The sequence below is a fragment of the Dysgonomonas sp. HDW5A genome (assembly GCF_011299555.1).
GTDB lineage: Bacteria > Bacteroidota > Bacteroidia > Bacteroidales > Dysgonomonadaceae > Dysgonomonas_A.
In genome coordinates this window covers 1,796,798-1,818,743 of record NZ_CP049857.1, presented here as the reverse complement: position 1 = coordinate 1,818,743, position 21,946 = coordinate 1,796,798, and the positions used below count along the sequence as shown (strand labels likewise).

Annotated in this window: 20 protein-coding genes and 2 tRNA genes; 11 read left to right on the top strand and 11 right to left on the bottom strand. The window is 35.8% G+C overall.

Going from position 1 to position 21,946, the window contains the following annotated elements; translation table 11 throughout:
* Positions 1-64: 64 nt before the first annotated feature.
* Positions 65-1,492 (bottom strand): OmpA family protein, encoded by a 1,428-nt coding sequence (locus G7050_RS07590; RefSeq protein WP_166113493.1) that lies wholly within the window; start codon positions 1,490-1,492, stop codon positions 65-67.
* A 207-nt stretch (positions 1,493-1,699) separates the two neighbouring features.
* On the opposite strand from G7050_RS07590, the gene G7050_RS07585 reads away from it, so the two are divergent.
* A complete protein-coding gene (locus tag G7050_RS07585) occupies positions 1,700-3,103 on the top strand; it encodes a DUF6056 family protein (RefSeq protein ID WP_166113490.1) in 1,404 nt (467 codons plus the stop codon).
* A 125-nt stretch (positions 3,104-3,228) separates the two neighbouring features.
* Positions 3,229-4,107, top strand: coding sequence for a beta-1,6-N-acetylglucosaminyltransferase (locus G7050_RS07580; RefSeq protein ID WP_166113487.1), 879 nt, complete (start codon positions 3,229-3,231; stop codon positions 4,105-4,107).
* 69 nt (positions 4,108-4,176) lie between these two features.
* Here G7050_RS07580 and G7050_RS07575 read toward each other — a convergent pair whose 3' ends face one another.
* Positions 4,177-5,166, bottom strand: coding sequence for a WG repeat-containing protein (locus G7050_RS07575; RefSeq protein WP_166113484.1), 990 nt, complete (start codon positions 5,164-5,166; stop codon positions 4,177-4,179).
* 432 nt (positions 5,167-5,598) lie between these two features.
* Here G7050_RS07575 and G7050_RS07570 point away from each other — a divergent pair, with 432 nt between their 5' ends.
* Genes G7050_RS07570 through G7050_RS07560 form a run of 3 tightly spaced genes read left to right on the top strand, consistent with a single transcriptional unit; the run spans position 5,599 to position 7,956 of the window.
* On the top strand, positions 5,599-6,177 hold the full coding sequence (locus G7050_RS07570) for a DUF5063 domain-containing protein (protein WP_166113481.1): 579 nt from the start codon (positions 5,599-5,601) through the stop codon (positions 6,175-6,177).
* Positions 6,171-6,764 (top strand): 3'-5' exonuclease, encoded by a 594-nt coding sequence (locus G7050_RS07565; RefSeq protein ID WP_166113478.1) that lies wholly within the window; start codon positions 6,171-6,173, stop codon positions 6,762-6,764. The genes G7050_RS07570 and G7050_RS07565 overlap by 7 nt, the downstream gene beginning before the upstream one ends.
* 4 nt (positions 6,765-6,768) lie before the next feature.
* Entirely contained in the window at positions 6,769-7,956 is a 1,188-nt protein-coding gene (locus G7050_RS07560) for a class I SAM-dependent rRNA methyltransferase (RefSeq protein ID WP_166113475.1), read from the top strand.
* 98 nt (positions 7,957-8,054) lie between these two features.
* On the opposite strand, the gene G7050_RS07555 is transcribed toward G7050_RS07560, so the two are convergent.
* From G7050_RS07555 to G7050_RS07545, 3 genes are all read right to left on the bottom strand, one after another.
* The gene (locus tag G7050_RS07555) at positions 8,055-8,513 is read right to left on the bottom strand and encodes a hypothetical protein (RefSeq protein ID WP_166113472.1); all 459 of its coding nucleotides are present in this window, start codon (positions 8,511-8,513) and stop codon (positions 8,055-8,057) included.
* 63 nt (positions 8,514-8,576) lie between these two features.
* Positions 8,577-8,987 carry a DUF1634 domain-containing protein gene (locus tag G7050_RS07550; RefSeq protein ID WP_166113469.1) on the bottom strand — a complete coding sequence of 137 codons (411 nt, stop codon included), beginning with the start codon at positions 8,985-8,987 and terminating at the stop codon, positions 8,577-8,579.
* Positions 8,988-8,992: 5 nt separating this feature from the next.
* Positions 8,993-9,832: a sulfite exporter TauE/SafE family protein gene (locus G7050_RS07545; protein WP_166113466.1), complete on the bottom strand. Its 840-nt coding sequence runs from the start codon at positions 9,830-9,832 to the stop codon at positions 8,993-8,995.
* 208 nt (positions 9,833-10,040) lie between these two features.
* On the opposite strand from G7050_RS07545, the gene G7050_RS07540 reads away from it, so the two are divergent.
* From G7050_RS07540 to G7050_RS07515, 6 genes are all read left to right on the top strand, one after another.
* Positions 10,041-10,997, top strand: coding sequence for an aldo/keto reductase (locus tag G7050_RS07540; RefSeq protein WP_166113463.1), 957 nt, complete (start codon positions 10,041-10,043; stop codon positions 10,995-10,997).
* Positions 10,994-11,446, top strand: coding sequence for a Rieske 2Fe-2S domain-containing protein (locus tag G7050_RS07535; protein WP_166113460.1), 453 nt, complete (start codon positions 10,994-10,996; stop codon positions 11,444-11,446). Before G7050_RS07540 ends, G7050_RS07535 begins: the two co-directional genes overlap by 4 nt.
* Before the next feature lie 191 nt (positions 11,447-11,637).
* A tRNA-Gly gene (locus G7050_RS07530) sits at positions 11,638-11,710 on the top strand.
* A gap of 8 nt (positions 11,711-11,718) precedes the next feature.
* A tRNA-Leu gene (locus G7050_RS07525) sits at positions 11,719-11,801 on the top strand.
* Between the two features lie 154 nt (positions 11,802-11,955).
* Positions 11,956-13,197, top strand: coding sequence for a phage integrase SAM-like domain-containing protein (locus tag G7050_RS07520; protein WP_166113457.1), 1,242 nt, complete (start codon positions 11,956-11,958; stop codon positions 13,195-13,197).
* A gap of 33 nt (positions 13,198-13,230) precedes the next feature.
* A complete protein-coding gene (locus G7050_RS07515) occupies positions 13,231-13,695 on the top strand; it encodes a hypothetical protein (RefSeq protein ID WP_166113454.1) in 465 nt (154 codons plus the stop codon).
* 521 nt (positions 13,696-14,216) lie between these two features.
* On the opposite strand, the gene G7050_RS07510 is transcribed toward G7050_RS07515, so the two are convergent.
* From G7050_RS07510 to G7050_RS07485, 6 genes are all read right to left on the bottom strand, one after another.
* Positions 14,217-14,870 carry a GIY-YIG nuclease family protein gene (locus G7050_RS07510; RefSeq protein ID WP_166113451.1) on the bottom strand — a complete coding sequence of 218 codons (654 nt, stop codon included), beginning with the start codon at positions 14,868-14,870 and terminating at the stop codon, positions 14,217-14,219.
* A 2-nt stretch (positions 14,871-14,872) separates the two neighbouring features.
* Positions 14,873-17,656 carry a DEAD/DEAH box helicase family protein gene (locus G7050_RS07505; RefSeq protein WP_166113448.1) on the bottom strand — a complete coding sequence of 928 codons (2,784 nt, stop codon included), beginning with the start codon at positions 17,654-17,656 and terminating at the stop codon, positions 14,873-14,875.
* Positions 17,653-18,345 carry a DUF4276 family protein gene (locus G7050_RS07500; protein WP_166113445.1) on the bottom strand — a complete coding sequence of 231 codons (693 nt, stop codon included), beginning with the start codon at positions 18,343-18,345 and terminating at the stop codon, positions 17,653-17,655. Before G7050_RS07500 ends, G7050_RS07505 begins: the two co-directional genes overlap by 4 nt.
* Positions 18,342-19,433 carry an AAA family ATPase gene (locus tag G7050_RS07495; RefSeq protein WP_166113441.1) on the bottom strand — a complete coding sequence of 364 codons (1,092 nt, stop codon included), beginning with the start codon at positions 19,431-19,433 and terminating at the stop codon, positions 18,342-18,344. Before G7050_RS07495 ends, G7050_RS07500 begins: the two co-directional genes overlap by 4 nt.
* Positions 19,430-21,361: a site-specific DNA-methyltransferase gene (locus tag G7050_RS07490; protein ID WP_166113438.1), complete on the bottom strand. Its 1,932-nt coding sequence runs from the start codon at positions 21,359-21,361 to the stop codon at positions 19,430-19,432. Before G7050_RS07490 ends, G7050_RS07495 begins: the two co-directional genes overlap by 4 nt.
* Before the next feature lie 69 nt (positions 21,362-21,430).
* Positions 21,431-21,826: a helix-turn-helix domain-containing protein gene (locus tag G7050_RS07485; protein ID WP_166113436.1), complete on the bottom strand. Its 396-nt coding sequence runs from the start codon at positions 21,824-21,826 to the stop codon at positions 21,431-21,433.
* Positions 21,827-21,946 lie beyond the last annotated feature (120 nt).

Genomic DNA, 21,946 nt, shown 5'->3' with positions numbered 1-21,946 from the left:
ATAAAAAAACGTCCCTTAGTTTTCACTAAGAGACGCTTTATATTTTATGATATTTATTCTTTACTTATTCAATAACAAATATTACAACACGGTTCCATTCATTTATTTTAAATGGTTGGATCTTATCCCCCGACCAGTTAATAGATACTCTTAGAGGATTGATGCCATATTGTTCGATCAATGCTTGAGCTACTGTCTTGGCACGACGCTCCGAAAGTTTCATATTATACTGAGGATTACCAGTTTTCTTATCAGCATATCCTGTAACTACAACATTCACATCAGGATGTTCAGTTAAGTAAGTAGCTGCCTTATCGATTCTAGCCCATTCAGATGGATCTATTACCGACTTGTCAAGTCTAAAGAATACAGGATCAGGTAAGAATTTAACATCCGAAGTAGGTTCAGCTTTTACAACTGGGGGTGGAGGAGGACAGGTAGGACACTCTTTCGCAGCCAGTTTAGCATTACGTTCTCTTAATGTATTTATTTCATCGTTTAGACGATTTACCAATTCATAATCCATAGGTTCAGCAACTTCCCAATCTGTTCTTCCAAATTTGTAAGCAACAGACAATGTAGCCTGACCAATACCTTCCATCGATTTAGTATCACCTATTTGACCGTCAAATGAATCTGGAACTACAGAACCTGAAAACTCTGCATTTAATCCCAGTCTTTCACTTAACCTAAATTTGGTAATAAGTCCTCCATGAACACCGGCAACCAACATATTGACACTTCCCATATTAGAGAATGCATTATATATACCAATACCACCAAAAGGAGTAATTTCAAAGAAACGTTTTGGATTATAATTACCTACCAAGTTGAAGAAATCAAACATAAAGTCAATATTAGCTTGAACATACTTAATATGTTGCATATATAGCTTACCTTGTTCTCTACCAGGTCTCCAATAGTAATTATCTCCGTCTAGGCCAATAATATCAGTATTATAACCAGGAATAGTATTTCCATTTGCATCTTTCAGAGTCAAATCAAACATGTGATTCCACGCAGGATCCCATGTTAGCATAGAAGCAGATGGACTTGTATTGGGGTAACCAGGAGTACCGACTACACTTTGCCCCATATAATCTTTAGTACCGTGATTCCATTTTACATACGTTCCAAAACTACCATCGTTAAAGCCATGGAGAGAACCTCCGGTAAAGTTTAATCTTAATCCCCAAATTGGAGAAAAATACTTAGCGATCGAAAATTGAGGAGCAAATGTTACACGATCTTGTGTTGGACCTTTACTGTCATCAATTCCAAAATACGTCTGAGCACCACCTCCAAGAGAGATAATCCAGTTATCTTTAAAGCGATTCTTTTTCCAAGTAGTCTTATATGTATTATAGGTCTGATTCGGTTGACCATATTCGACTTCATCAACAATAAGAGTACGGCTCGACTCTTCTTGAGCTGTTAATGAAAAAAGGCTGGCAATAAATAAAAATGTAGTGAAGAAAACCTTTTTGTTCATATCTGAAACATTGATTAATGTTAATTCGTAATAATGTGCAAATATAAGAGTTTTTTTTTAGAGAAAAACATTAAACCTCTTTTTTTCAGCATAAAAGAGTTTTTTAACAACACATTAGAGATACAAATAAGCACTTTTTTATCAAAAGAATATATAATTTTTTATATTTGTATATAAATAAAACTCTTAAAAAGAAGACGAAGCAAAATGTTAAATAAATTACCCTTTCTTTTCAAAAAAAGGATATTGGAGGCAAAAAACAAACTAAATCAGCTTGGAATAAAAGCCATTCTTTTTGAGAATTTAATCATTCAGAATAAATATATATATAATTCTCTGTTTACGTTTATTCTATTTGTATTCTTCGGATCTATTCTATTTCTTAATATCAAAACCCCTTTAATCGGGGATGACTTTGTCTATTCTTTCATATACCAAACCGAGCATCGTCTAACATCCATCAGCGACGTATTTTATTCCCAATATCTACATTATTACAAGTGGGGAGGTCGCAGTGTTGTGCACTTTATCACCCAGTCATTGCTTTTAACTGATAATGCACTTGTAATCGACATTATAAACTCTGCGGGATTTATAGGCTTTATACTAGCTATGCACTATCATATCACAGGAAGTTTAAAAAATAACATAAGCATTCTCATCATATCGTTTTCTTTAACATGGTTTTTGCAACCGGTATTTGCTGAAACTGCTTTATGGATTACAGGCAGTTCTAATTATTTATGGGGAACTCTCCTTATTCTCTTGTTCTTGCTCCCTTATCGTTTATACAAAGATGAAGAACTATCTCTTTTCAAAAGTATCACAGCATCTTTATTCATGTTTATAGGGGGAGTTATAGCCGGATGGACAAATGAAAATACTGCTGCTGCAATGATAGTTATGATAATTTGCTTTATTATATATCACAAACTCAATAAAGAAGCAACCCCGATATGGATGTACGCAGGTCTTCTTGGGGCAATCACAGGGTATATTATAATGATAGCTGCTCCCGGAAATTTTGTCAGAGCCGAAGGCACATCTATAAGTCCGTTTCTTATCTTATACAGGTTTTTAACTTACAGCCAACGATTCATCAATTATCTGGGACTTCTCAACCTTGGTATTGCATTATTAATGATAATGTATATAAACACCAAACCGAATAACAGGAAAGCGACACTCTCCTACATCCTGATTTATTTTATCGGCTTATTTATATCAATCTACATAATGATTGTATCACCGGGATTTCCGGCACGAGCTTGGTTTGGCACTATTACCCTCAACATTATTGCTTTCGGAATACTTTATAACAAGATAACGAGCAACCCATCGTCTATTATAAAACAAATGAAATATTGCTTTCTTTTCTTTTGCCTGATAAGCTTTTCGACCAATTATTACGATGCCTACAAAGATGTTACGGCAATAAGTGATATATGGGAAGAGAGAATAACCGTAATAAAAACGATGAAGGAGAATAATGCTAAAACGGTAGTATTCAAAGAATATCAGGCCAGAACCAAATTTGGACTAGGGGATACACCGTACGCTTTACCATATATGTCTTTGTATTACGGAATTGACTTTCAGCTCGAAAAGTAAAGACATCTGCTCCTGTTATGCTACTACAGATAATATCAGGTAAAAGAAAATATTTAATGATACACTTTAAGAGCAAAACTAAAAGCTTTTATTTACATTCGTTTTTCAAACTCTAAATAAAGCCAATGCAAGCCATTTTAATTACAGCATATAAGAATTATAATCACCTCGAAGATCTGGTCAATTTTTTCGATGATAAATTCAACATATATATCCACATAGACCGTAAAAGCTCAATTTCTAAAAATGATATACAGAAGCTGTCTTCAAAAGAAAGGGTACAATATGTATCCCAAACGTATAAAATCAACTGGGGAGGTATCAATCACCTAAGAGCTATACTGGAATTAGCGGAAAAGGCTATAGGAGATTCGGCCAACAAACACTTTCATCTCATTACAGGACATGACTATCCGATTGTTTCAAGAGATAGGCTAAACGATTTTATGGAAACAAACCGAGATAAGGATTTTATGGAATATTTCCCGCTTCCCTACCCTGCTTGGCCCGAGGATGGGATGGATAGATTGTCAAGGTATAACATATATGATCTGATAGATGGAAGAACGGGGTTAAATGAAAGACTAATCAAAGGATTTTCTAAACTTCAGAAAAAAATCGGATTCAAAAGGAGCTTTAGCAAAGACTTCCCCCCATTACATGGAGGATCAACCTATTGGTCTCTAAAAAGAGAATCTTTAGAATATGTTTTTCAATACATGGAGAATCATCCTCGATTCTTAAAAAGATTCAAGTATTCGTTTTGTTCCGAAGAGATTTTTTTTCAAACCATTCTTCTTAATTCGCCCATAAAAGAGAATATCATAAACAACAATATGAGGTTTATCATCTGGGAAGAGAGGAATGGAAATTTCCCGGCTAATTTAGACTGCAATGACTACAATGATATACTAAAATCTGACGCCCTTTTTGCACGAAAATTTGAATATCCCGTCTCTGAGGATTTACTGAAAAAGATCAAAGAAAACATAAGCAGATCATAATCTTCATTATTATAAAAACACAAAAGGTCATCCGTTCAGATGACCTTTTGTTATATTCTATATTTAGATTTACTGAGGAGGCTGATTACCTGCACCCATAATTTCCTGAAGAATCATCTCACGACCTTCGGAATTTATAGCCATCAATTTACCCGATTTCTCAACAAAGGCAATACCTCTTGGAGAGAAACGACTTATATTCTCATAAGCTGAAGGAGTAACTGTACCACGAGAAGTTACCACACCAAACTTACCACCCTCTTCTACTACAACCAATCCCAATTCGGGTTGATAAAATAGCACCCTTGAGTATACAGGAGCTACAAGACGACGGGTTTTAGTATAAAATCCGATTTTCCCATTTTCGGTTAACTTCATGCCGATACATGCATCATCTTCTATATTATCATATACAGGATCTAAAAGAACTTGCCCTTCGGCAGTCATCAATCCAATCTTATTACCCAATCGTACATTATAAAGATCCTTGTCTGCGATTTTATCAAAGCCATCATACTGTGCTTCGACAACTACCTTACCATTGTCATCAATAAGTCCCGATTTACCGCCCTTTTCGATTAAAAAAAATGTATCATTAAAAGGTGCTACCCCTTCATACTGAGCAGGAATAACAATTTCCCCGTATTTATTTATTAGACCAAATTTTCCTTGAGATTTAACTTCACAAAGATGGTCATTCACAAATTTGAAACTTGTATAACTTATAGGCAACACCAATTTATTGGTTCGATCTACTAATCCCCAAGCTTTTCCATCTTTCACCAAAAACAATCCATTGCCATAAGATTTTACACCATCGTATGCATCCGGGATAACAATAGTTCCGCTTTTCGTTATGACGCCACATTTTCCTTTTTTCTTAAACGCAAAAAATCCCTCTTCAAGAAATTCCATTGCCTCATACTGGGCTTTAACTAAAGTTTTATCACCTTGTTTTATACCAAACTTATCTTTGTTTTGATAGATTTCGGCTTTCTGAGCATAAGCCACACTGCTTACTGATAAAAAAACGGTTAGTAGAAATGCAATTGTCTTCATCAAGTATATTAAATCTTTTATTGTTAGTTATCTTTTTATTGTAGGCAAGCTCACACAGTTTTCAGTGCTTTTATAAGTGCAAAAACCAGAGTTAGTTACTTTTACTAAAGTAACATTTTTGCTTTTACCTCTTAACTATATCTATTTGTAGTGATCATTCGTGAACAAGTAATAAAAAAAGTCTGTGACTTTAAAATTCACTGCAAATGTAGTACTTAGTTATCAGAATACAAACATAAAGCCAATATAATGAGTGTTATTACAAGATATAATATACAAGAACTATGTTTCAATATTATTTCCTAAATTTGTAGTATCGAAATAAAGTTAAGTAATTGATAATATAAAAGATCATATTTGAAAGTCATAACAAATATTCGCAGTTATACTTGGATAGATCACAAATAGAGATAAGACAAAAAAATATTCAGAATGGGAAAAGAGCTGGCAAGCAATATCGTATTTTCAAAAAATGTAGTTGAATTTGTAACAGTTGCTGTACAATATTGCACATTCTTAGAGAATCCTGAGAACATTACAAGTAAAGAGTACACCGATAAATTAACAAAATTATTGCCACTACTCTATCTGAAGGCATCCTTATTGCCCGAAATAGAGATAGAGGACGAGATATACCCGGAAGTTACCGTTACCGAAGACGACTATAATTATATAGTTTCTAAGCTATATACAGCATACAAAGAGAATGACACTTACTTGGAAGTTTTTGTCGAAGACATGAAATATAGCGACACGCCTATTTCTGCAAGCATATCCGAAGATGTTGCAGATATATATCAGGATACTAAAAATTTCATATCCATATATGAGCAAGGGATCGAAGAAAATATGAGCGAAGGTTTATACACTTGTTTCGAGAACTTCAAACTTTACTGGGGACAAAAATTAGTAAATGTTCTTAGAGCACTTCATTCTTTAAGATATGCAATAGATGAAGAAAATATGGAAGACAATGGTTTGGATTCCGATAATATTCAAGAAGAGTGGTAAGTACAATATCAAAAGAAGAAATAGCAACTTTGCCACCGGCAACTTTTCCCGGACGGATAATTGTGGTACAAACAGAGAAAGAAGCACAAAAAGCAACTTCTTTTTTAGAGCAACACCCTATTATTGGTTTTGATACCGAAACACGCCCATCATTCAAAAAAGGACTCATCAGAACAATTGCATTGATGCAACTTTCGACAGAAGACACTTGTTTTTTGTTCCGGTTGAATTTTATAAATATACCCGAATGTCTTAACCATATTCTAATAAATCCTGATATAAAAAAAATCGGACTTTCTCTTAAAGATGATTTCTCGGCAATACGGAAACGAATGCAATTAGAGCCTAAAAATTTTATTGAACTGCAAGCTTTTGTGAAAAAATTCGGAATAGAGGACAATGGACTACAACGTATCTACGCCATACTTTTCGGAGAAAAAATATCAAAAAGCCAACGACTTTCGAATTGGGAAGCTGATGTATTAACCGAGGCACAACAAAAATATGCTTCGCTTGATGCATGGGCATGTCTGAAAATATATAATAAATTAATACGTCTCAACCCAGCCTTATCAGAAGAAAAATAAACATATGAGCTATAAAAAAATTACACTAAAACCGAAGAAAGAAGAATCGCTTCGCCGTTTTCATCCCTGGATTTTTTCGGGAGCAGTTGCACAAAAAGATTCCAACCTGACCGAAGGAGAAGTTGTAAATGTATACACTGCCAATAACGATTTTATAGCCGTAGGACATTACCAAATCGGCAGTATAGAAGTTCGTGTACTTAGTTTTCAGGAAAGAAATATAGACGCTGCATTTTGGAAAGAAAAACTCAACACAGCATTCAGCCTTCGTAAATCGATAGGAGTAGTTTCTGAAACCAACACTGCATATAGACTGATTCATGGCGAAGGAGATAACCTTCCCGGATTAATAATAGATATATACGGCAATACGGCTGTCATGCAATCACACTCTGTAGGAATGCATGAATCAAGAATAGAAATCAGCAATGCCTTAATTGAGGTATTGGGATCTACCCTCAAGAATGTATACTACAAATCGGAAACAACCTTACCATATAAAGCCGATTTAGGTGCCGAAAATGGTTACCTTGTTGGAGGAAAAGATGTAGAAGATATAGCAATTGAAAATGGTTTGAAATTTCAACCCGATTGGGTTAAAGGGCAAAAAACAGGGTTCTTTGTTGACCAAAGAGATAACAGAGCTTTAATCGAAAAATATTCGAAAGGTAAATCTGTGCTGAATATGTTTTGCTACACAGGAGGCTTTTCTTTTTACGCCATGCGTGGTGAGGCAAAATTGGTACACTCGGTAGATAGTTCAGCCAAAGCAATTATGCTCACACAAAATAATGTTGAACTAAACTTCCCTAATGACAGCAGACATTCGGCATATGCTGAAGATGCATTCAAATATTTAGCAAAAATCAATAAAGGGGATTATGATCTTATTGTTTTAGATCCACCTGCTTTTGCTAAACATAGAGGTGCAATAAAAAATGCACTGCAAGGCTACAAGAGACTAAATGCCACAGCTTTTGAGAAGATAGCTCCGGGAGGTATTTTATTTACCTTCTCATGCTCTCAGGTAATATCTAAAGACGCATTCAGACTGGCTGTGTTCAGTGCTGCTGCTCAAACGGGCAGAAGTGTGAAAATATTACACCAATTAACTCAGCCTGCTGATCATCCTATCAACATTTATCATCCTGAAGGTGAATATTTGAAAGGATTGGTATTGTATGTAGAATAAATTACTACAGCTAAATAAACATAAAAATATAGAGGCTTATTCTTTTTCGGAATAAGCCTCTATATTTTTATGACATCTTTCTTAAACAGATCAATCTATTATTCTACTTCTTTCAACTCCAGATCGCCTGCATATTTAGAATCAACAACTATAGCAAGTGATGGCTGAATTGTAAAAGATTGCTTGTCTCCAACTTTATACTCATATGTAAAAGTTAAGCGATCACCTCTTTTCACTAAGCTTACCGGAACAATAGTTACCGCCGAATCCGTTTTATTACCAACTACTGCAATAATATATTGTTTAGAAAAATCGACGGTTGTAGGCATACCATTAAGTCCCATCACTGCAGCAGGTCCAAAAATCGTAGAAAACTCCACCTCTGTTGCAATCTTTCCATTTTTCAACTTCGACAGATCTGCATCATTCTTCACGAAGTAACCTTGAACAGTTTCATAAGGAACATTCTCCGTACTTTCTTGTGTCGCAATTGTATTTCGACACGACACCATCAAAAAGATGCTAATAACCGCAAATACAACTAATATCTTTTTCATTATATTAATATTTTAATTTGATTAATCTCATTAAGCGACAGATAGAATAATACTTTTTGACATTTAATGAAGTCCTAAAAGCATATTGGCCAATATAATTGATAAAACGATTAATGTTATAACAACATACAAATAATCTTTCTCGATCAAAAAAGAGAATGCCGAGAAAGCAACCCGAATAATGGGTGTTGCAATAAGAACAAGAACCCCAAATTGAATAATGGCAGCTCCATCGAAATCGAGCATACGGGGAAATATAGTGTTCAGTTCGCGTAAATAATCCTCTACCCCGAAAGCCATTCCCGTAGGAACAGGGCTGTAGTCAACCATGACTCCTTTATGTTGGAATAAATATATAACTCCACCAAACAATGTAATTGCACACGATAGCATCACTCCATAGCGTAATAGTTTGCCGATGTATTGTTCGACATCACGTTCGCCCCAAAATTCTCTTGAAAATATATGTTTCATGCTTTTTATAACTTACCGGTTAAACCGTTATACATCATTGATATTGCTAAGAAGAAAATTACAATACTAAATATCATTCGCAGTTTCTTAACATTTATCTTAGGCAATAGCTTAGAACCGAAAAAGGCTCCCAACAAAACACCTACCACAATAGGCATTGCCAATCCGGGATCAATATAACCTCTTTGTAAGTAAATAACAGCGCTGGCAGCAGCAGTTACCCCCACCATGAAGTTACTTGTGGTTGTAGAGACTTTAAATGGTATTTTCATGGCAGTATCCATAGCCAACACCTTTAGGGCTCCTGAACCAATCCCTAACAATCCCGATAAAACGCCTGCAACAGTCATTAGCGAATAACCGGCAGCAACATTTTGTACTTTATAGTTTACTAGACCCTCTTTAGTCGGATAAGAGCCATTCAATTTAAGCTTCTCGGCTAACTTATCGCTTGGAGCGAGAGGGTCGATCTTCTCTTCTTTTTTTGTTATTGTCCGGATAGCTGAGAATATAAGTACGCAACCAAAAATCAGCGCAATATATTTTTTATCGAGCCAAATAGCAATCACAGCCCCCAGAACAGCTCCCGTAGTGGTTGCTATTTCGAGAAACATACCAATCCGAACATTAGTAATACCTTCTTTGATATATGCCGCCGCCGCTCCAGACGAACTAGCTATTGACGTAACCAATGCAGCACCAATGGCATAACGCATATCAACTCCAAAACCCAGTGTAAGCAAAGGGATTACTACTACACCACCACCTAATCCTGTAAGCGAACCGAGGAAACCGGCTGCAATAGCTCCCAGAAATAATACAATCGTAAATAATTCTAATGACATATTTATCTTAATAATGGAAAGTTTGTTTGTGATTATTCTTTTTTTGAATGACACAAAAAAGACGAATAACAAGCTATTAACCTTAATTTTATTGAATACAAAGATATTAAGTCTTGCTAAATTAACGGTATTAATCTATTTTAAATATCTTCGCCGTAGCCTTCTTATTTAGATTTTTTACATTTGTCATCACTTACAACTAAAATATATGGAATATAAATTTTGCGGAAACAGTGGATTAAAGCTTCCTACCCTTTCTTTAGGTTTGTGGCATAACTTTGGAGCAATTGACGATTACGGAAATTCTCGCGAAATGTTATTATATGCTTTCGAGCAAGGCATTACACACTTCGACTTAGCTAATAATTACGGACCTCCTCCCGGAAGTGCAGAGGAAACTTTCGGAAAAGTATTGAAAAATGACTTGTCCGCACACCGTGACGAGATGATTATTTCGTCTAAAGCAGGGCATCTGATGTGGGAGGGTCCCTACGGAGATGGAGGGTCTCGCAAATATATTATGGCTAGTATTAACCAAAGCCTGAAACGAACAGGCTTAGAATACTTCGACATTTTTTACAGTCATCGTTATGATAGCGAAACTCCCGTGGAAGAAACCATGATGGCATTGGTAGATATTGTACGACAAGGTAAAGCCTTATACATCGGATTATCAAAATATCCGTATGAAATGGCAAAAAAGGCATTCAGCATACTTAATGAGAACAAAGTACCCTGCCTCATCTATCAGGATCGTTACAATATGTTTGTCCGCAATCCGGAAGAAGAAATGTTCGAACTTGTACATAAAGAAGGTAGTGGTTTTATAGCATTTTCACCTTTAGCTCAAGGGCTACTTACTAATAAATACCTCAACGGAATCCCAAAGGATTCACGTGCAGCCAAAGCAAGCGGTTTTCTTCAACAAGATCAGGTAACTGCTGAAGCAGTGGAGAAATCGAAGCTTTTAAACTCACTGGCTCAAGACCGTAACCAAACTCTTGCCGAAATGGCTTTAGCATGGGTTTTACACAATCCTTATATAACCTCAGTCATATTGGGTACAAGTTCAGTAAAACAACTTAAAGATAATATTGCTGCCCTGAACAATCCTGATTTTTCGGCACAAGAATTACAATTGATCGACAACATCCTAAAGAAATGATTAGAGCTTTTCAATACATATTTATTATTACAGTTATTTCTTTATTATCAGCTTGTGCTAAAGAAGAAAGCCAAAACAGTACTGTACCAACAAAACTTGTTGAAATAAATATTAATATTACTCTGGAACATCAATTCCAGAATCCTTTTTATTCAAAAAAATATTACAACAATACAGGCACGGTTAAATATGCCGGATACGGAGGAGTTTTAGCGATCAGTAATGCCGAAGCATCTTGGATATATGCTTATGACCTTTGCTGTCCTCATGAAGCTCCTTTGATAAACGAAATAGAAGTCATAAGCTCCTTACAGGCACAATGTCCAAAATGTAAATCAATTTATCAAATAGCAGACGGAACGGGCAGAGTTACATCGGGCCCTTCGACCGAACGCTTACGTTCCTATAGGGTAATGAAAGATGGTAGTTTTTTCAGGATAAGAAATTAGAAAAACCATTCCATTTATTGCTTTGAAAAATAGCACAGTAAAGGCTATTTACGTTGACAACCGAAATAATAAATAGCTATCTATGGCTAAAAAGTGCGGAATTTGTTTGTCAAATCAAAAAAAGATTCTACATTTGCACTCGCATTTACCGAAGTAGTTTGTAACGACAAACGAAAGTAGATCTATATTTTGCGAAAGTAGCTCAGTTGGTAGAGCACGACCTTGCCAAGGTCGGGGTCGCGGGTTCGAATCCCGTCTTTCGCTCATAGGCTGCTCGGATGGTGGAATGGTAGACACGCAAGACTTAAAATCTTGTGACCATTAGGTTGTGCGGGTTCAAGTCCCGCTCCGAGTACATTGATTATTAAAGGATTACGATATAAAACGTAATCCTTTTTTTGTGTTTATACGTCTTATATCAGTCCTGAAAATAGACCTGCTTTGTATATCTGTGTCATGGTGTGTACGAAATGTTCACAAATAGTTCACAGTTAATTTAAGTAATTTTTATGGCTACATTTAAGGCTGAAATTAGGACAAAACGGACTGACGGACTGTATCTTGTATACATCCGTGTGACACATAATCGAAAGAATGCGTACATAAAAACAGATTGGTATGTTCGTAGTTCTAAAGTAAAAGAAGGAGTAATAACCGATCAGACTGTTTTAGGTCAATGCGCGATAAAGATAAAAGGTTACTTGGATAAACTGAATAATGCCGAGGATGTAAATTCTTGGTCTGTCAAAGAAGTGGTCGATTTCTTAAAAACAGAATACTCAAAAATTCCATTTATTCCCTACTGCCAGAAATTTATTGATAAGATGGTAAATGAAGGAAGGGAAAAAAGCGCATCAAATTATAAATGTGCCAAAAAATCATTTGAAACTTTCTTCGGTAAGGATATTACTTTTCAAGGAATAACTTCGTATGGCTTGACTGAGTGGATAAAATCATTAAAGAAAACTGCCCGAGCAAAAGAAACATATCCAAAGGCTATTAAAGCTATTTTTGATGCGGGTTGTTTAGAGTTTAACGATTATGATCGCAATAATATCTATATTCACTCACAGCCTTTTAAAGGGGTAAAAATACCAAAACACGATTTACCGCAAAAACGAGCAATAGACGCAGCCAGTATAAAGTCTATATTACAATATGACGCTAAGACAAAACAGACAGAGAAAGCGCAAGATGTAGCCAAATTGATTATTTATTTAGTGGGTATGAATACGGTTGATCTGTTCAATTTGGAAGAAAAGAATCTAAAAAAGGGAAAGATTTGTTATAACCGCAGTAAAACAAAAGATACCCGCGACGATAAAGCATATATTGAAATTGGTATACATCCTGACATCAAACATTTATTCAAAAAATATAGAGGTGAGAAAAGGCTTTTAGAGTTTGGCTATAGCAATGACCGTTCTTTCAATAAGCATATAAACATTGGTCTGAAAACAATATGCAAAGACTTAGGGTTGCCACCTGTAGATACATATACCTTTCGGCACTCATGGGCTACAATCGCCCATAATGATTGCGGGGCGAGTGATGAACAAATAGCTTTCTGTTTAAATCATGGTTCGGCTCATAAAGTAACTATAGGGTATATCAAAAAGTCGTTTACCCGAATAGACGAACTAAATAATAAAGTGATTGATTTTATCCTAAAAGCTAAAATAGAGAAAAAAACGAGTAACAAGAAGACTGAGAAGCCAAAAGAACAAGCACAATTATCTTTGTTTTCATAACTGAAAACTACTTTAACACAAACTTACAATCCTATGCTAACCAAAGAACAACTAATAAATAAACTATCAGACAGGGAGCGTTTTTGTATGATTGCCTATTTACAGACAGGCGACCAACTTACAGCCTATATTTGCAGCCGTAGAAAACCTGTTTCGGCTAATAACCAGTCGTTAATAGCAATGGCTTCACGTTGGATAAACAGTGAGCCTGTACAAGCCTTTTTGGAGGCTGAAAGAGGACGTAAAGCAGCCCTTATTGAAGATACTGAAAACCGAAGCAAAGCGGACACTATCCGCGAATTAAACAAATTGGTAAGCCTTACAAACGACACAAAACTGAAAGCTGAAATATTGCTAAAACTTAGCGATCTTGAGGGATGGAAGAAAGAAAAGGAGCAAACACAAGACGATACAATCAGATATTATTTACCATTAAGATGTAATGTGTGTTCATTGTACAAAGCTGCAAAAGAAGCGAAGGGAGCACTATTAACTTAGATGGGAAGAAAAGGGTAACCCCCACCCGCTAAACGGAAGTCACAAAACACAATCTCGTTCCATAAAAATTTTTTGGTTCTGATTTTTATATGTCTTTATATAAGATATGTAGATGTTTTTCTATATAATACTTATATACAGAAAAATAAGTGAAATAAATATGCTCGATTCGTGCATATTTTGTCTACGAAATGAGCATATTATTTTGATTGATAATTATAAAGTTCCATTTATTTTTATCTTTGTATAAAGTAAACAGAGGAGCAAAAACTTACTCCTCTGCTACCGCAAGCAACACGGAGCGATTACGAAGACCGTGTTGCCTTAATTAAGGAAGGTGCTGCGCTATCAGCATCTTCTTTGCGTTTCACAACGTTTTATGTTGCAAAAATAAAGACTACGATACTGCTTTCAATGGGTTTTGTCAAATAGTTTTCGTAAAACAGGAATTAGTTTTCGTAAAAAAATAAAGGGAACAACATTTTGCTCCCTATATGCCATATATATATTGTTTAGCTTATTTACACGTCTTCTATGGTATAGGTTTCATTATAGATATCACTTAGACTTTTTCCGTTATAAGTCCAATAAGGGGTTGGCTGGACGTTATAATCCAAGCCGAGTAATTCTTGTGTAACCGATGTTAATGAACGTTCCTGATTATTGAATAATACTTTTTTATCGGTATAAACTTCAACTTCTATATTTTGTTCGTCTTTGGCAAATTGCAATCTTGAACCTACAAAGATATCCATTTCACGAAAATTAAGCGGTGGGCGTCGATTTTGTTTGAATTTTTGTGCTGCTACTTTATCGCCTACTGTAACATCGTCGTTTATTTCAGCAGTAACTTCACTGGTTATATCGCTGCCTCTATCCAATAATTTCAGTATTGCGATAGCTTGTTCGGGTAAAATCTTGAAAAACTCACGGCTTGCATTTACTCTATATGGATGGAAGGCAATATGTAAAGCTTTTTCTATTTTAGCACAATCGCAAGCTAATACTTTACAAGCATATTCACATTCGAAGGGAAAAGGAACACCTGTACTAAATAGTTCTCGCATACGGCTGTCTATTTCGTTACGGGTCGTCATACCGATTTTTACTAAATCGGGCATTGCAGGGTTGCTCAATACATATACTATTCCGTAATTGTCGGTTGTTTTTGCCATAATCAGTACAAATCTTTAGCTGTTATTGCTAATTTATATTCAATATTCTTGTCCTTAAATAACTCGAAGTGCTTTTCTCCACATTTTATTTTCATTGCTTCTGATGGACGTAATGCTTGCCAATCGCGAGTTCCTTTCGTTTCAGCAACAAAATACACCTTAGATTTTCCTTCTTCTTCGAGGACTACAGCCCAATCGGGATTATAATTACCAATAGGAGTAGGTATTTTAAATTTCTTTGGTAGCTTGAAAAAGAATTTTACATTTTCATCAGCATTACAACCTTCCGCAAAGTCACATTCAATATCACTATCTGTATTTACACAAATAAAATCGTCTATGCCTGTTGGTTGCCCTGTTTCGTCTATAGGTGTAGCCTTATAGATGGTTTTATCAGATAACTTTTGATTATTTTTTTTAGGAAACAAACTTGATAAGTACGTAACTTCTTCATTATTAAGTAACGTCATTTCATAAGCACTTCCATTAATTGCCTTATACTTCACTCCTTCGACCAATAAAGCGTTAAGGTTGCGTTGTATAGCTGCAATTAAACTATCAAGGAACATTTGTGGATTAATATTCAATTCATCCAATCTATTTGAGCCTTTTAATATCTGATATATAGTGCTCCTTGTAATATTTAATTTATTCTGTATGTAAGCATATATATCAGGTATAGGATAATCTGCGGCTTCTATTCGTGTCATTGCTGAATCTTGCAATGTACCTTCTAAAGCGATAACATTATCCTCTTTGTCCTTTATGAACTCTAAACGAGCTGTTCGACTTTCAAGTATCGGTTGTTTAACCTTAGGTACTAAGTTGAAATCTTGAAGCTCCTCTATCGTTTTAGAGATAAGCTTCTTTGTCTCAAATTCGACAGAATAGGTTGTCCGATATTTTATCCGTTCCCAAATATCAAATAATAGCGGATAATTTTCGATAGTCAATTCTTTTGATAAAGAAACCCTTGCTTTTTCTCTGGTGTTCTTTATTCTACCGCTAAAGTCTACACTTGTTTCAGTTTGTATTTCAGTTTGTAAAGCTTTCGAAAAATCTTCGTAAGTTTCGTTAGCTATTACAGTCAAGATATTAATATTCTTATCCTGAATCCTTACCCCGTCTGAATTTACAGGAAGGCGCAATCCGCGCCCTATTTCCTGTCGCTTCTTCATTTCGCTTTTTGTTTCATTGAGGGTACATATCTGAAATACATTCGGGTTGTCCCAACCTTCACGCAAAGCACTATGTGAAAAGATAAATTGCAATGGTTCATCCATACTCAAAAGACGTTCTTTTTCTTGCATTATAAGCTTAAATGTTTCATCGTCTTTTTTAGTATTTCCTTCTTTACTGTCAATCCAAATTTCTTTTTTAACTGCCCCTTTACCTGTTTTATCAGACGAAAAATAGCCATTGTGTACTTGCTTTCTATCGTAAGGTATAACATCTTTATTAACGGGTAAAGCCTGTATTCGATTGAAAGCTTCTTCGAACCAAACAGCAAATTTACCTCGCATATCTTCGGGGTTATCATAGTTCCGATAATTGGCTACACGGTCGATAAAAAACAAGGATAGTACTTTTATTCGTTTGCTTTTCAGTTTGCGGGCTTTGGCAAAATGATGTCTGATAGTACGTTCAATCTGAAACTTCATCACATCGTCGGTCATGCCTCCTTGTGTTTGCCCTTCAGTTACTACAATACCGTTGTCAAACTCGATATATTCATCCTGCCTGCTTATTCCCGTAATGGTGTAGCCTTGATAAATATCACGTTTATTAGATAGTTCGTATAAGTCGTCGCCTACTTTTGCTTTTATTTCTTTCTGAACTACCCCGTTTTTGTCGTTTACGTGAATAACTATTTTTGCTTTATAATTGGCTTTCTCATTCGTAACACCTTTATATTGAATAAAAGCCGAATTATAATTGTTATCGCTGGTTATTCCGTCTACTTCTATTTGCTTTACTAAGCCTAAATCGTAAGCTTGCACAGGATTGAGCGAATAAACAAGATTATACAAATTCTTGTGTGTGGCACTATAACGAAGTGTAAATGCAGGATTCAAATTTATTATTGCCTGCCGCCTTACTTCTGTTTCGAAGTTTTGCGGTTCGTCGATAATGACAATCGGATTAGTTGCTTGAATGAACTCAATTGGCTTTATGCCTTTTTCGCTCATTGTATTGATTATATTGTTATCCTTTGTAAAACTGTCAATATTGATAACCAAAATCTGGATAGCATCCGAAACGGCAAAATTGCGTAAGGTGCTTTTATTCTTACTATCATACATCACGAAGTTAACAGCAGGATTTTTATATAAGTCTTGGAAATGGTCGTGCGTAATTTGCAAGTTTTTAACAACACCCTCCCTGATTGCTATACTGGGAACTACAATCACAAATTTTTTGAAGCCGTAGACTTCGTTCAGTTCGTAGATGGTACGCAGGTAGGTATATGTTTTCCCTGTTCCCGTTTCCATTTCGACGGTGAAGTTTGGAAACCAAATTCCTTTATCGCCCTTTAAAACTTCGAGCTTATCAGACAATGCTATTCCGTTTGCCTGCTGTACGGCTTGTACATTTTTTAGCAAGTTAGCTTCCGAAAGCATCATATTGTTGCTTACTCCTTTTTCGGAAAAAGCTATACTTTTACCATTTCGGGAGAAAGATATTTCGAATTTGGAATCAGCAAGTGCCTGCCCTTCAATAAGGTTTACTACTGATTGAACCGCTTGTAGCTGATAGTCTTGATTACTTTCAAATTTTATTTTCATGCTTTCAAAACTTCTGTAATTAGTGTATCAATCCAGTTCTTAAAACGCGGGCATTTGTCAAGTATCTTTTCTATTGTTGTAAGTTCTGCAATATCTACAGCCTCAGCCCCTTTTTCATATTTCTTTTTATACTTCGAGTATATTTCTTTCAACCTAACCGAAGGCGCACCTTCAGGTGTGCAATTAATATCTTCTATAGACGCAAAAGAATTACATAAATCAATAATATCTTGCTTTATACGTTCTTCACTTTCTAAATCAAACCCTTGTTCGGGGTCGGCAAACAGTAAGGTTTCAAATTCATGGCGTTGAATATAAGGAATAAAGAAACGATAGGCTTTAATCGACTGAACTGCATCGTTCAGCTTTTCTTCCATTTTCGCAAGTCGTTTTTCAATATCACTTTCTTTTATACATTGGTTATATCCTGTAAGCTTTTTCTCACTATTTAATCTATAGTGGTCTATTAGAGTTGTAATAACAGGCTCATCCTTATAATGTAAAACAGGTTCTATGGTATTTTTAAAATGTTCAATATTATTGAAACCATGCCCGCCTCCACTCATAGTTATTATATAAGATTTTACTAAATATTCGGGAACTCCTTTTGAAACAAAATAAGGTTTCAATATTCTCTTTACGAACTCGTCTTCGCTATCCCCCTCTACTATAAAAATCAATCGCTTCATGGTCTACCTCCTATTACATTTTTGTTCCACAAATCGCTGATACTGTAATCGTCGAGCCAGTCTTTTAACTCATCTGAATCTTGACGTTTGAAGACCGATTGGTTGTCTTCACGGTCGACTGTGATAATATCTTCGGGCGTGAAGTTGTCAACAAGGTTAACCGATTGGGTGGATACAATAATCTGTGTGCGTGCCGAAGCTTTCTTTATCAGTCCTGCCAGTTTGTTGATCGCAAACGGATGCAATCCCAATTCGGGTTCGTCTATAATGATTACTTCGGGGGCTTCGGGTTGAAGAAGTAAGGTTGTGAGTGCTATAAAACGTAATGTACCATCCGAAAGGTGTTTGGCTTCGAAATAAGCATCCGAGCCTTTTTCTTTCCAACGCAAACGGATTTGGTCTTCGTTTAGTTTATCGGGTGCAAGGTTGAAGCTATCAAAGTAGGGAGCAACCGAACGCACCACCATTTCTATTTTCTTGAAATCTTTGGGGTGCTTTTCCTGCATCCAATAGAGAAAAGCGGGTAGGTTAGAACCATCTTCGCGAAGGAAATCGTTATCGTTTAATTGTGCTGGTTTACGCAATTTTGATGTCTTACTGGTATCATGGAAATGAAATACACGAAAAGACTTCATATATTTTCTTACATGTCCTGCAATAGAATTAGTACTTTTAGGAAGAAAACTTTCGTTATGCCCTCCTACTCCGATTGTATCAATATAAGGTTCAGAATATCTTACTTTGTCATGAAATGCAATTGCTTCACGGTCAAAATAAAAATCACTATCTGAATCTGGTTTTAAACGAAAAGAATAAGCATTTGTTGTCGGAGTAACACTATCAAACTCTATCCATCCCCACACATATTCCGATACTTTAGAACCAAAATGCAATATATCTTCGCTACTACCTTCTTCTGCAACATGGATTTGCAGATTGCGGTCGTAGATTGCTTTCAAAAACTTGAAGAAGCTGATAAAATTACTTTTACCCGCACCGTTAGAGCCTATCAATACGTTGATTGGCTTCATATCGAGATTAAGCTCACGGATAGACTTATAGTTTTCTATCTGTATATTGTTTATCATACCAATGTCAGTTTAATATTGTTTTCCTGCAATTCGAGTTTGAGGTTAGTCAAATCTTCGTCCGACGTGAAGCACGAATTGAGGTATATCACTTCTTGTGGCTTGCCTGCTGTGAGCAGCTCTTTTTGTTGCTTGACGTATGCTTCGAAACAGAACCATGTTTTCTGAGTTTTGTAGAAGCCATCCTCAAAAGAGTAATTGATGGTAAGGGCTTCTTTTTCGTTTTTGAGCAAAAGTTCTATCAGCATATTTTGCGGTAGGCTTTCGGCACGTTCCGACTGGGTAAAGTCGATAAGCTGTTGTGCCAAATCCATTTTGTCGGCATCGGATTGCCATATTTTGAAATTGCTTGGTTTAAGCTTGTAAGCGGCAAAGGCGAGTTTTTGTTTGGTTTCGAACTCCAATTTGCCCTCGCGCTCTTTTTCTATTTTGGCAATACTGCGATGGATACGTTCTTTGCAAATATCGGCAATAGTGCGGTAGCCTGCTTTGTAAGCCTCGTCTTTTTCTTCCAACAATTCGGGCATTTGTACACAGATAAAGCGACGATTACCTCCGTCTTCTTCGTTCAGTTCCATTACGGCTTGTGCTGTTGTACCACTACCTGCAAAGAAGTCAAGGATTAAAGCATCTTCATCTGTTTTAGAGATTTGGAGTAAATATTTTATTAAATCTTTTGGCTTTGCAAAATCAAAAGGTATTTCAAGGTCTTTCAGTTCTTTCGCACTTTGACGATTCTCAAATTCACTTATAAAATTAGACGGAACTACTCCTTTTTCTTTTTGTTCTTCTAACCATAATTTATTATAAATATTCCATTTTGATTGTTTACCTGTTGAATCAATAAGAGCCGATGTAGAAGTTTCTTTAAATACAATATTATTTAAATTATATTCTGATTTATAACGGTCATAAATCCACTTCCAAACCCCATCCTCTGATGTGGGAGCGATTTTTTCTCCTTCTTCTAATCTTTCAGGGAAACTTACTCCTGGAGGAATTACAAATGTGCCATCAGGGCATTTTATCCAATATCTCTGGTTAGCTCTTGGGTCAAGACTTGCTTTATAGAGCCTCTCTTCTCCATAAACCTGACCTTCCCTTGCCCCTGATATTTCTGTTTTATTATAGTAACGTTCAATTTGGTCTTCTTTTAAGATACTTCTAAAATCATTTGTCAATAAGATATTCTTAGTATAAGCAAGAATATAATCTATATTCGGAGTTATAAATCGTCCTTTTGCACCTCCAGACTTCATAAGACGAGAAAATATTGTAATACAATTTTCTTCACCAAATATTTCATCACAAAGTAACTTTATATTTGAAATTTCATCTTCACCAATAGAGATAAAAATAACCCCATCTTCGCGCAATAGATTGCGGGCAATGTAAAGGCGAGGATACATCATCGAAAGCCAAGCTGAATGATATTGTCCGTTTTCTTTGGTGTTTTTGCGCCAAAGGTCTTGCTTGTTCAGGTAGCCTTCTTCGTCAATTATATTGGTACGCTTCTGATAATCGTCGCGACGTTCGCTATAGTCGTCAGGATATACAAAACTATCGTTACCCGTGTTGTAAGGCGGGTCGATGTATATCATCTTCACACGTCCGAAATACGATTGCTGCAATACACGCAGGGTTTCGAGGTTTTCGCCTTCGATAAATATATTTTGTGCCGTGTCGAAATCAACGCTTCCTTCCTTGTCGGGAATAAGTGTGGCGGTGGTTCGCTTTTGTATTTCGAGGCGTGCTTCACTTTTTCCTGCCCACGATAATTCGTAGTGTTCGCCTTTTGTCAATACGTCTTCGCCTAATTCCTGTTTCAATCGGGCAAAGTCAATCTTACCCTCCGAAAAGATGTTAGGGAACAGTTGTTTTAGTTTTTCTATATTGTCTTGTACTATATCTAAGCTTTTACCGTCCATATTGTTAAGATAAAATAAGCCCTATCTTTTTAGGAGAGAGCTTTTTATATTGCTATTGTTGTATTTAGTTTATTTCTTTTTAAGCACTTCTTCAAGTAGGGCGACTTTTTCTCGTTCTGTTTGAAGCATACGTTCATAAAGTTCTACAACTTTGTCGAGCGGATTAAATGTACATTTATAATGAACAGCATAACTAACCGCTTCATCTTGAAATGTGTTAGCAATAATATTTACTACTCCTTCTTCGCTAAAATTTTTAATAGTATCAGTCGAAATATTTAAAGCTTCAGCTATTTTATCAAGCATTTCATCTTCAATAATCTCTTTACTTTCGAGCTTAGAAATAGTACGTTGCGACACTCCAAGTTGTTCGGCTAAAGTTTCTTGTTTTTTGCCAAGAATTTCGCGTAGGCGTTTTACACTGTATCCGTCATTGCGCTTTTTGGTTTCGAAAGCTGTATCCATATTTATTTAATTTTTCACGAAAATTGTTTATCTATCAAAAATACAAAAATAAAAACATCGGCGATATATTTTACTATAATAATGTTCTTGCTTTAGAACAAAAAGGTTTAGAATATACAG

Bases quoted from the DNA above. Each gene is read 5' to 3' on its own strand.
- G7050_RS07490 (WP_166113438.1), bottom strand. From the start codon at position 21,361: ATGGACGGTAAAAGCTTAGATATAGTACAAGACAATATAGAAAAACTA.
- G7050_RS07560 (WP_166113475.1), top strand. From the start codon at position 6,769: ATGAGCTATAAAAAAATTACACTAAAACCGAAGAAAGAAGAATCGCTT.
- G7050_RS07500 (WP_166113445.1), bottom strand. From the start codon at position 18,345: ATGAAGCGATTGATTTTTATAGTAGAGGGGGATAGCGAAGACGAGTTC.
- G7050_RS07520 (WP_166113457.1), top strand. From the start codon at position 11,956: ATGGCTACATTTAAGGCTGAAATTAGGACAAAACGGACTGACGGACTG.
- G7050_RS07550 (WP_166113469.1), bottom strand. From the start codon at position 8,987: ATGAAACATATATTTTCAAGAGAATTTTGGGGCGAACGTGATGTCGAA.
- G7050_RS07540 (WP_166113463.1), top strand. From the start codon at position 10,041: ATGGAATATAAATTTTGCGGAAACAGTGGATTAAAGCTTCCTACCCTT.
- G7050_RS07570 (WP_166113481.1), top strand. From the start codon at position 5,599: ATGGGAAAAGAGCTGGCAAGCAATATCGTATTTTCAAAAAATGTAGTT.
- G7050_RS07545 (WP_166113466.1), bottom strand. From the start codon at position 9,832: ATGTCATTAGAATTATTTACGATTGTATTATTTCTGGGAGCTATTGCA.
- G7050_RS07510 (WP_166113451.1), bottom strand. From the start codon at position 14,870: ATGGCAAAAACAACCGACAATTACGGAATAGTATATGTATTGAGCAAC.
- G7050_RS07590 (WP_166113493.1), bottom strand. From the start codon at position 1,492: ATGAACAAAAAGGTTTTCTTCACTACATTTTTATTTATTGCCAGCCTT.
- G7050_RS07580 (WP_166113487.1), top strand. From the start codon at position 3,229: ATGCAAGCCATTTTAATTACAGCATATAAGAATTATAATCACCTCGAA.
- G7050_RS07515 (WP_166113454.1), top strand. From the start codon at position 13,231: ATGCTAACCAAAGAACAACTAATAAATAAACTATCAGACAGGGAGCGT.
- G7050_RS07485 (WP_166113436.1), bottom strand. From the start codon at position 21,826: ATGGATACAGCTTTCGAAACCAAAAAGCGCAATGACGGATACAGTGTA.
- G7050_RS07505 (WP_166113448.1), bottom strand. From the start codon at position 17,656: ATGAAAATAAAATTTGAAAGTAATCAAGACTATCAGCTACAAGCGGTT.
- G7050_RS07585 (WP_166113490.1), top strand. From the start codon at position 1,700: ATGTTAAATAAATTACCCTTTCTTTTCAAAAAAAGGATATTGGAGGCA.
- G7050_RS07555 (WP_166113472.1), bottom strand. From the start codon at position 8,513: ATGAAAAAGATATTAGTTGTATTTGCGGTTATTAGCATCTTTTTGATG.
- G7050_RS07575 (WP_166113484.1), bottom strand. From the start codon at position 5,166: ATGAAGACAATTGCATTTCTACTAACCGTTTTTTTATCAGTAAGCAGT.
- G7050_RS07495 (WP_166113441.1), bottom strand. From the start codon at position 19,433: ATGATAAACAATATACAGATAGAAAACTATAAGTCTATCCGTGAGCTT.
- G7050_RS07535 (WP_166113460.1), top strand. From the start codon at position 10,994: ATGATTAGAGCTTTTCAATACATATTTATTATTACAGTTATTTCTTTA.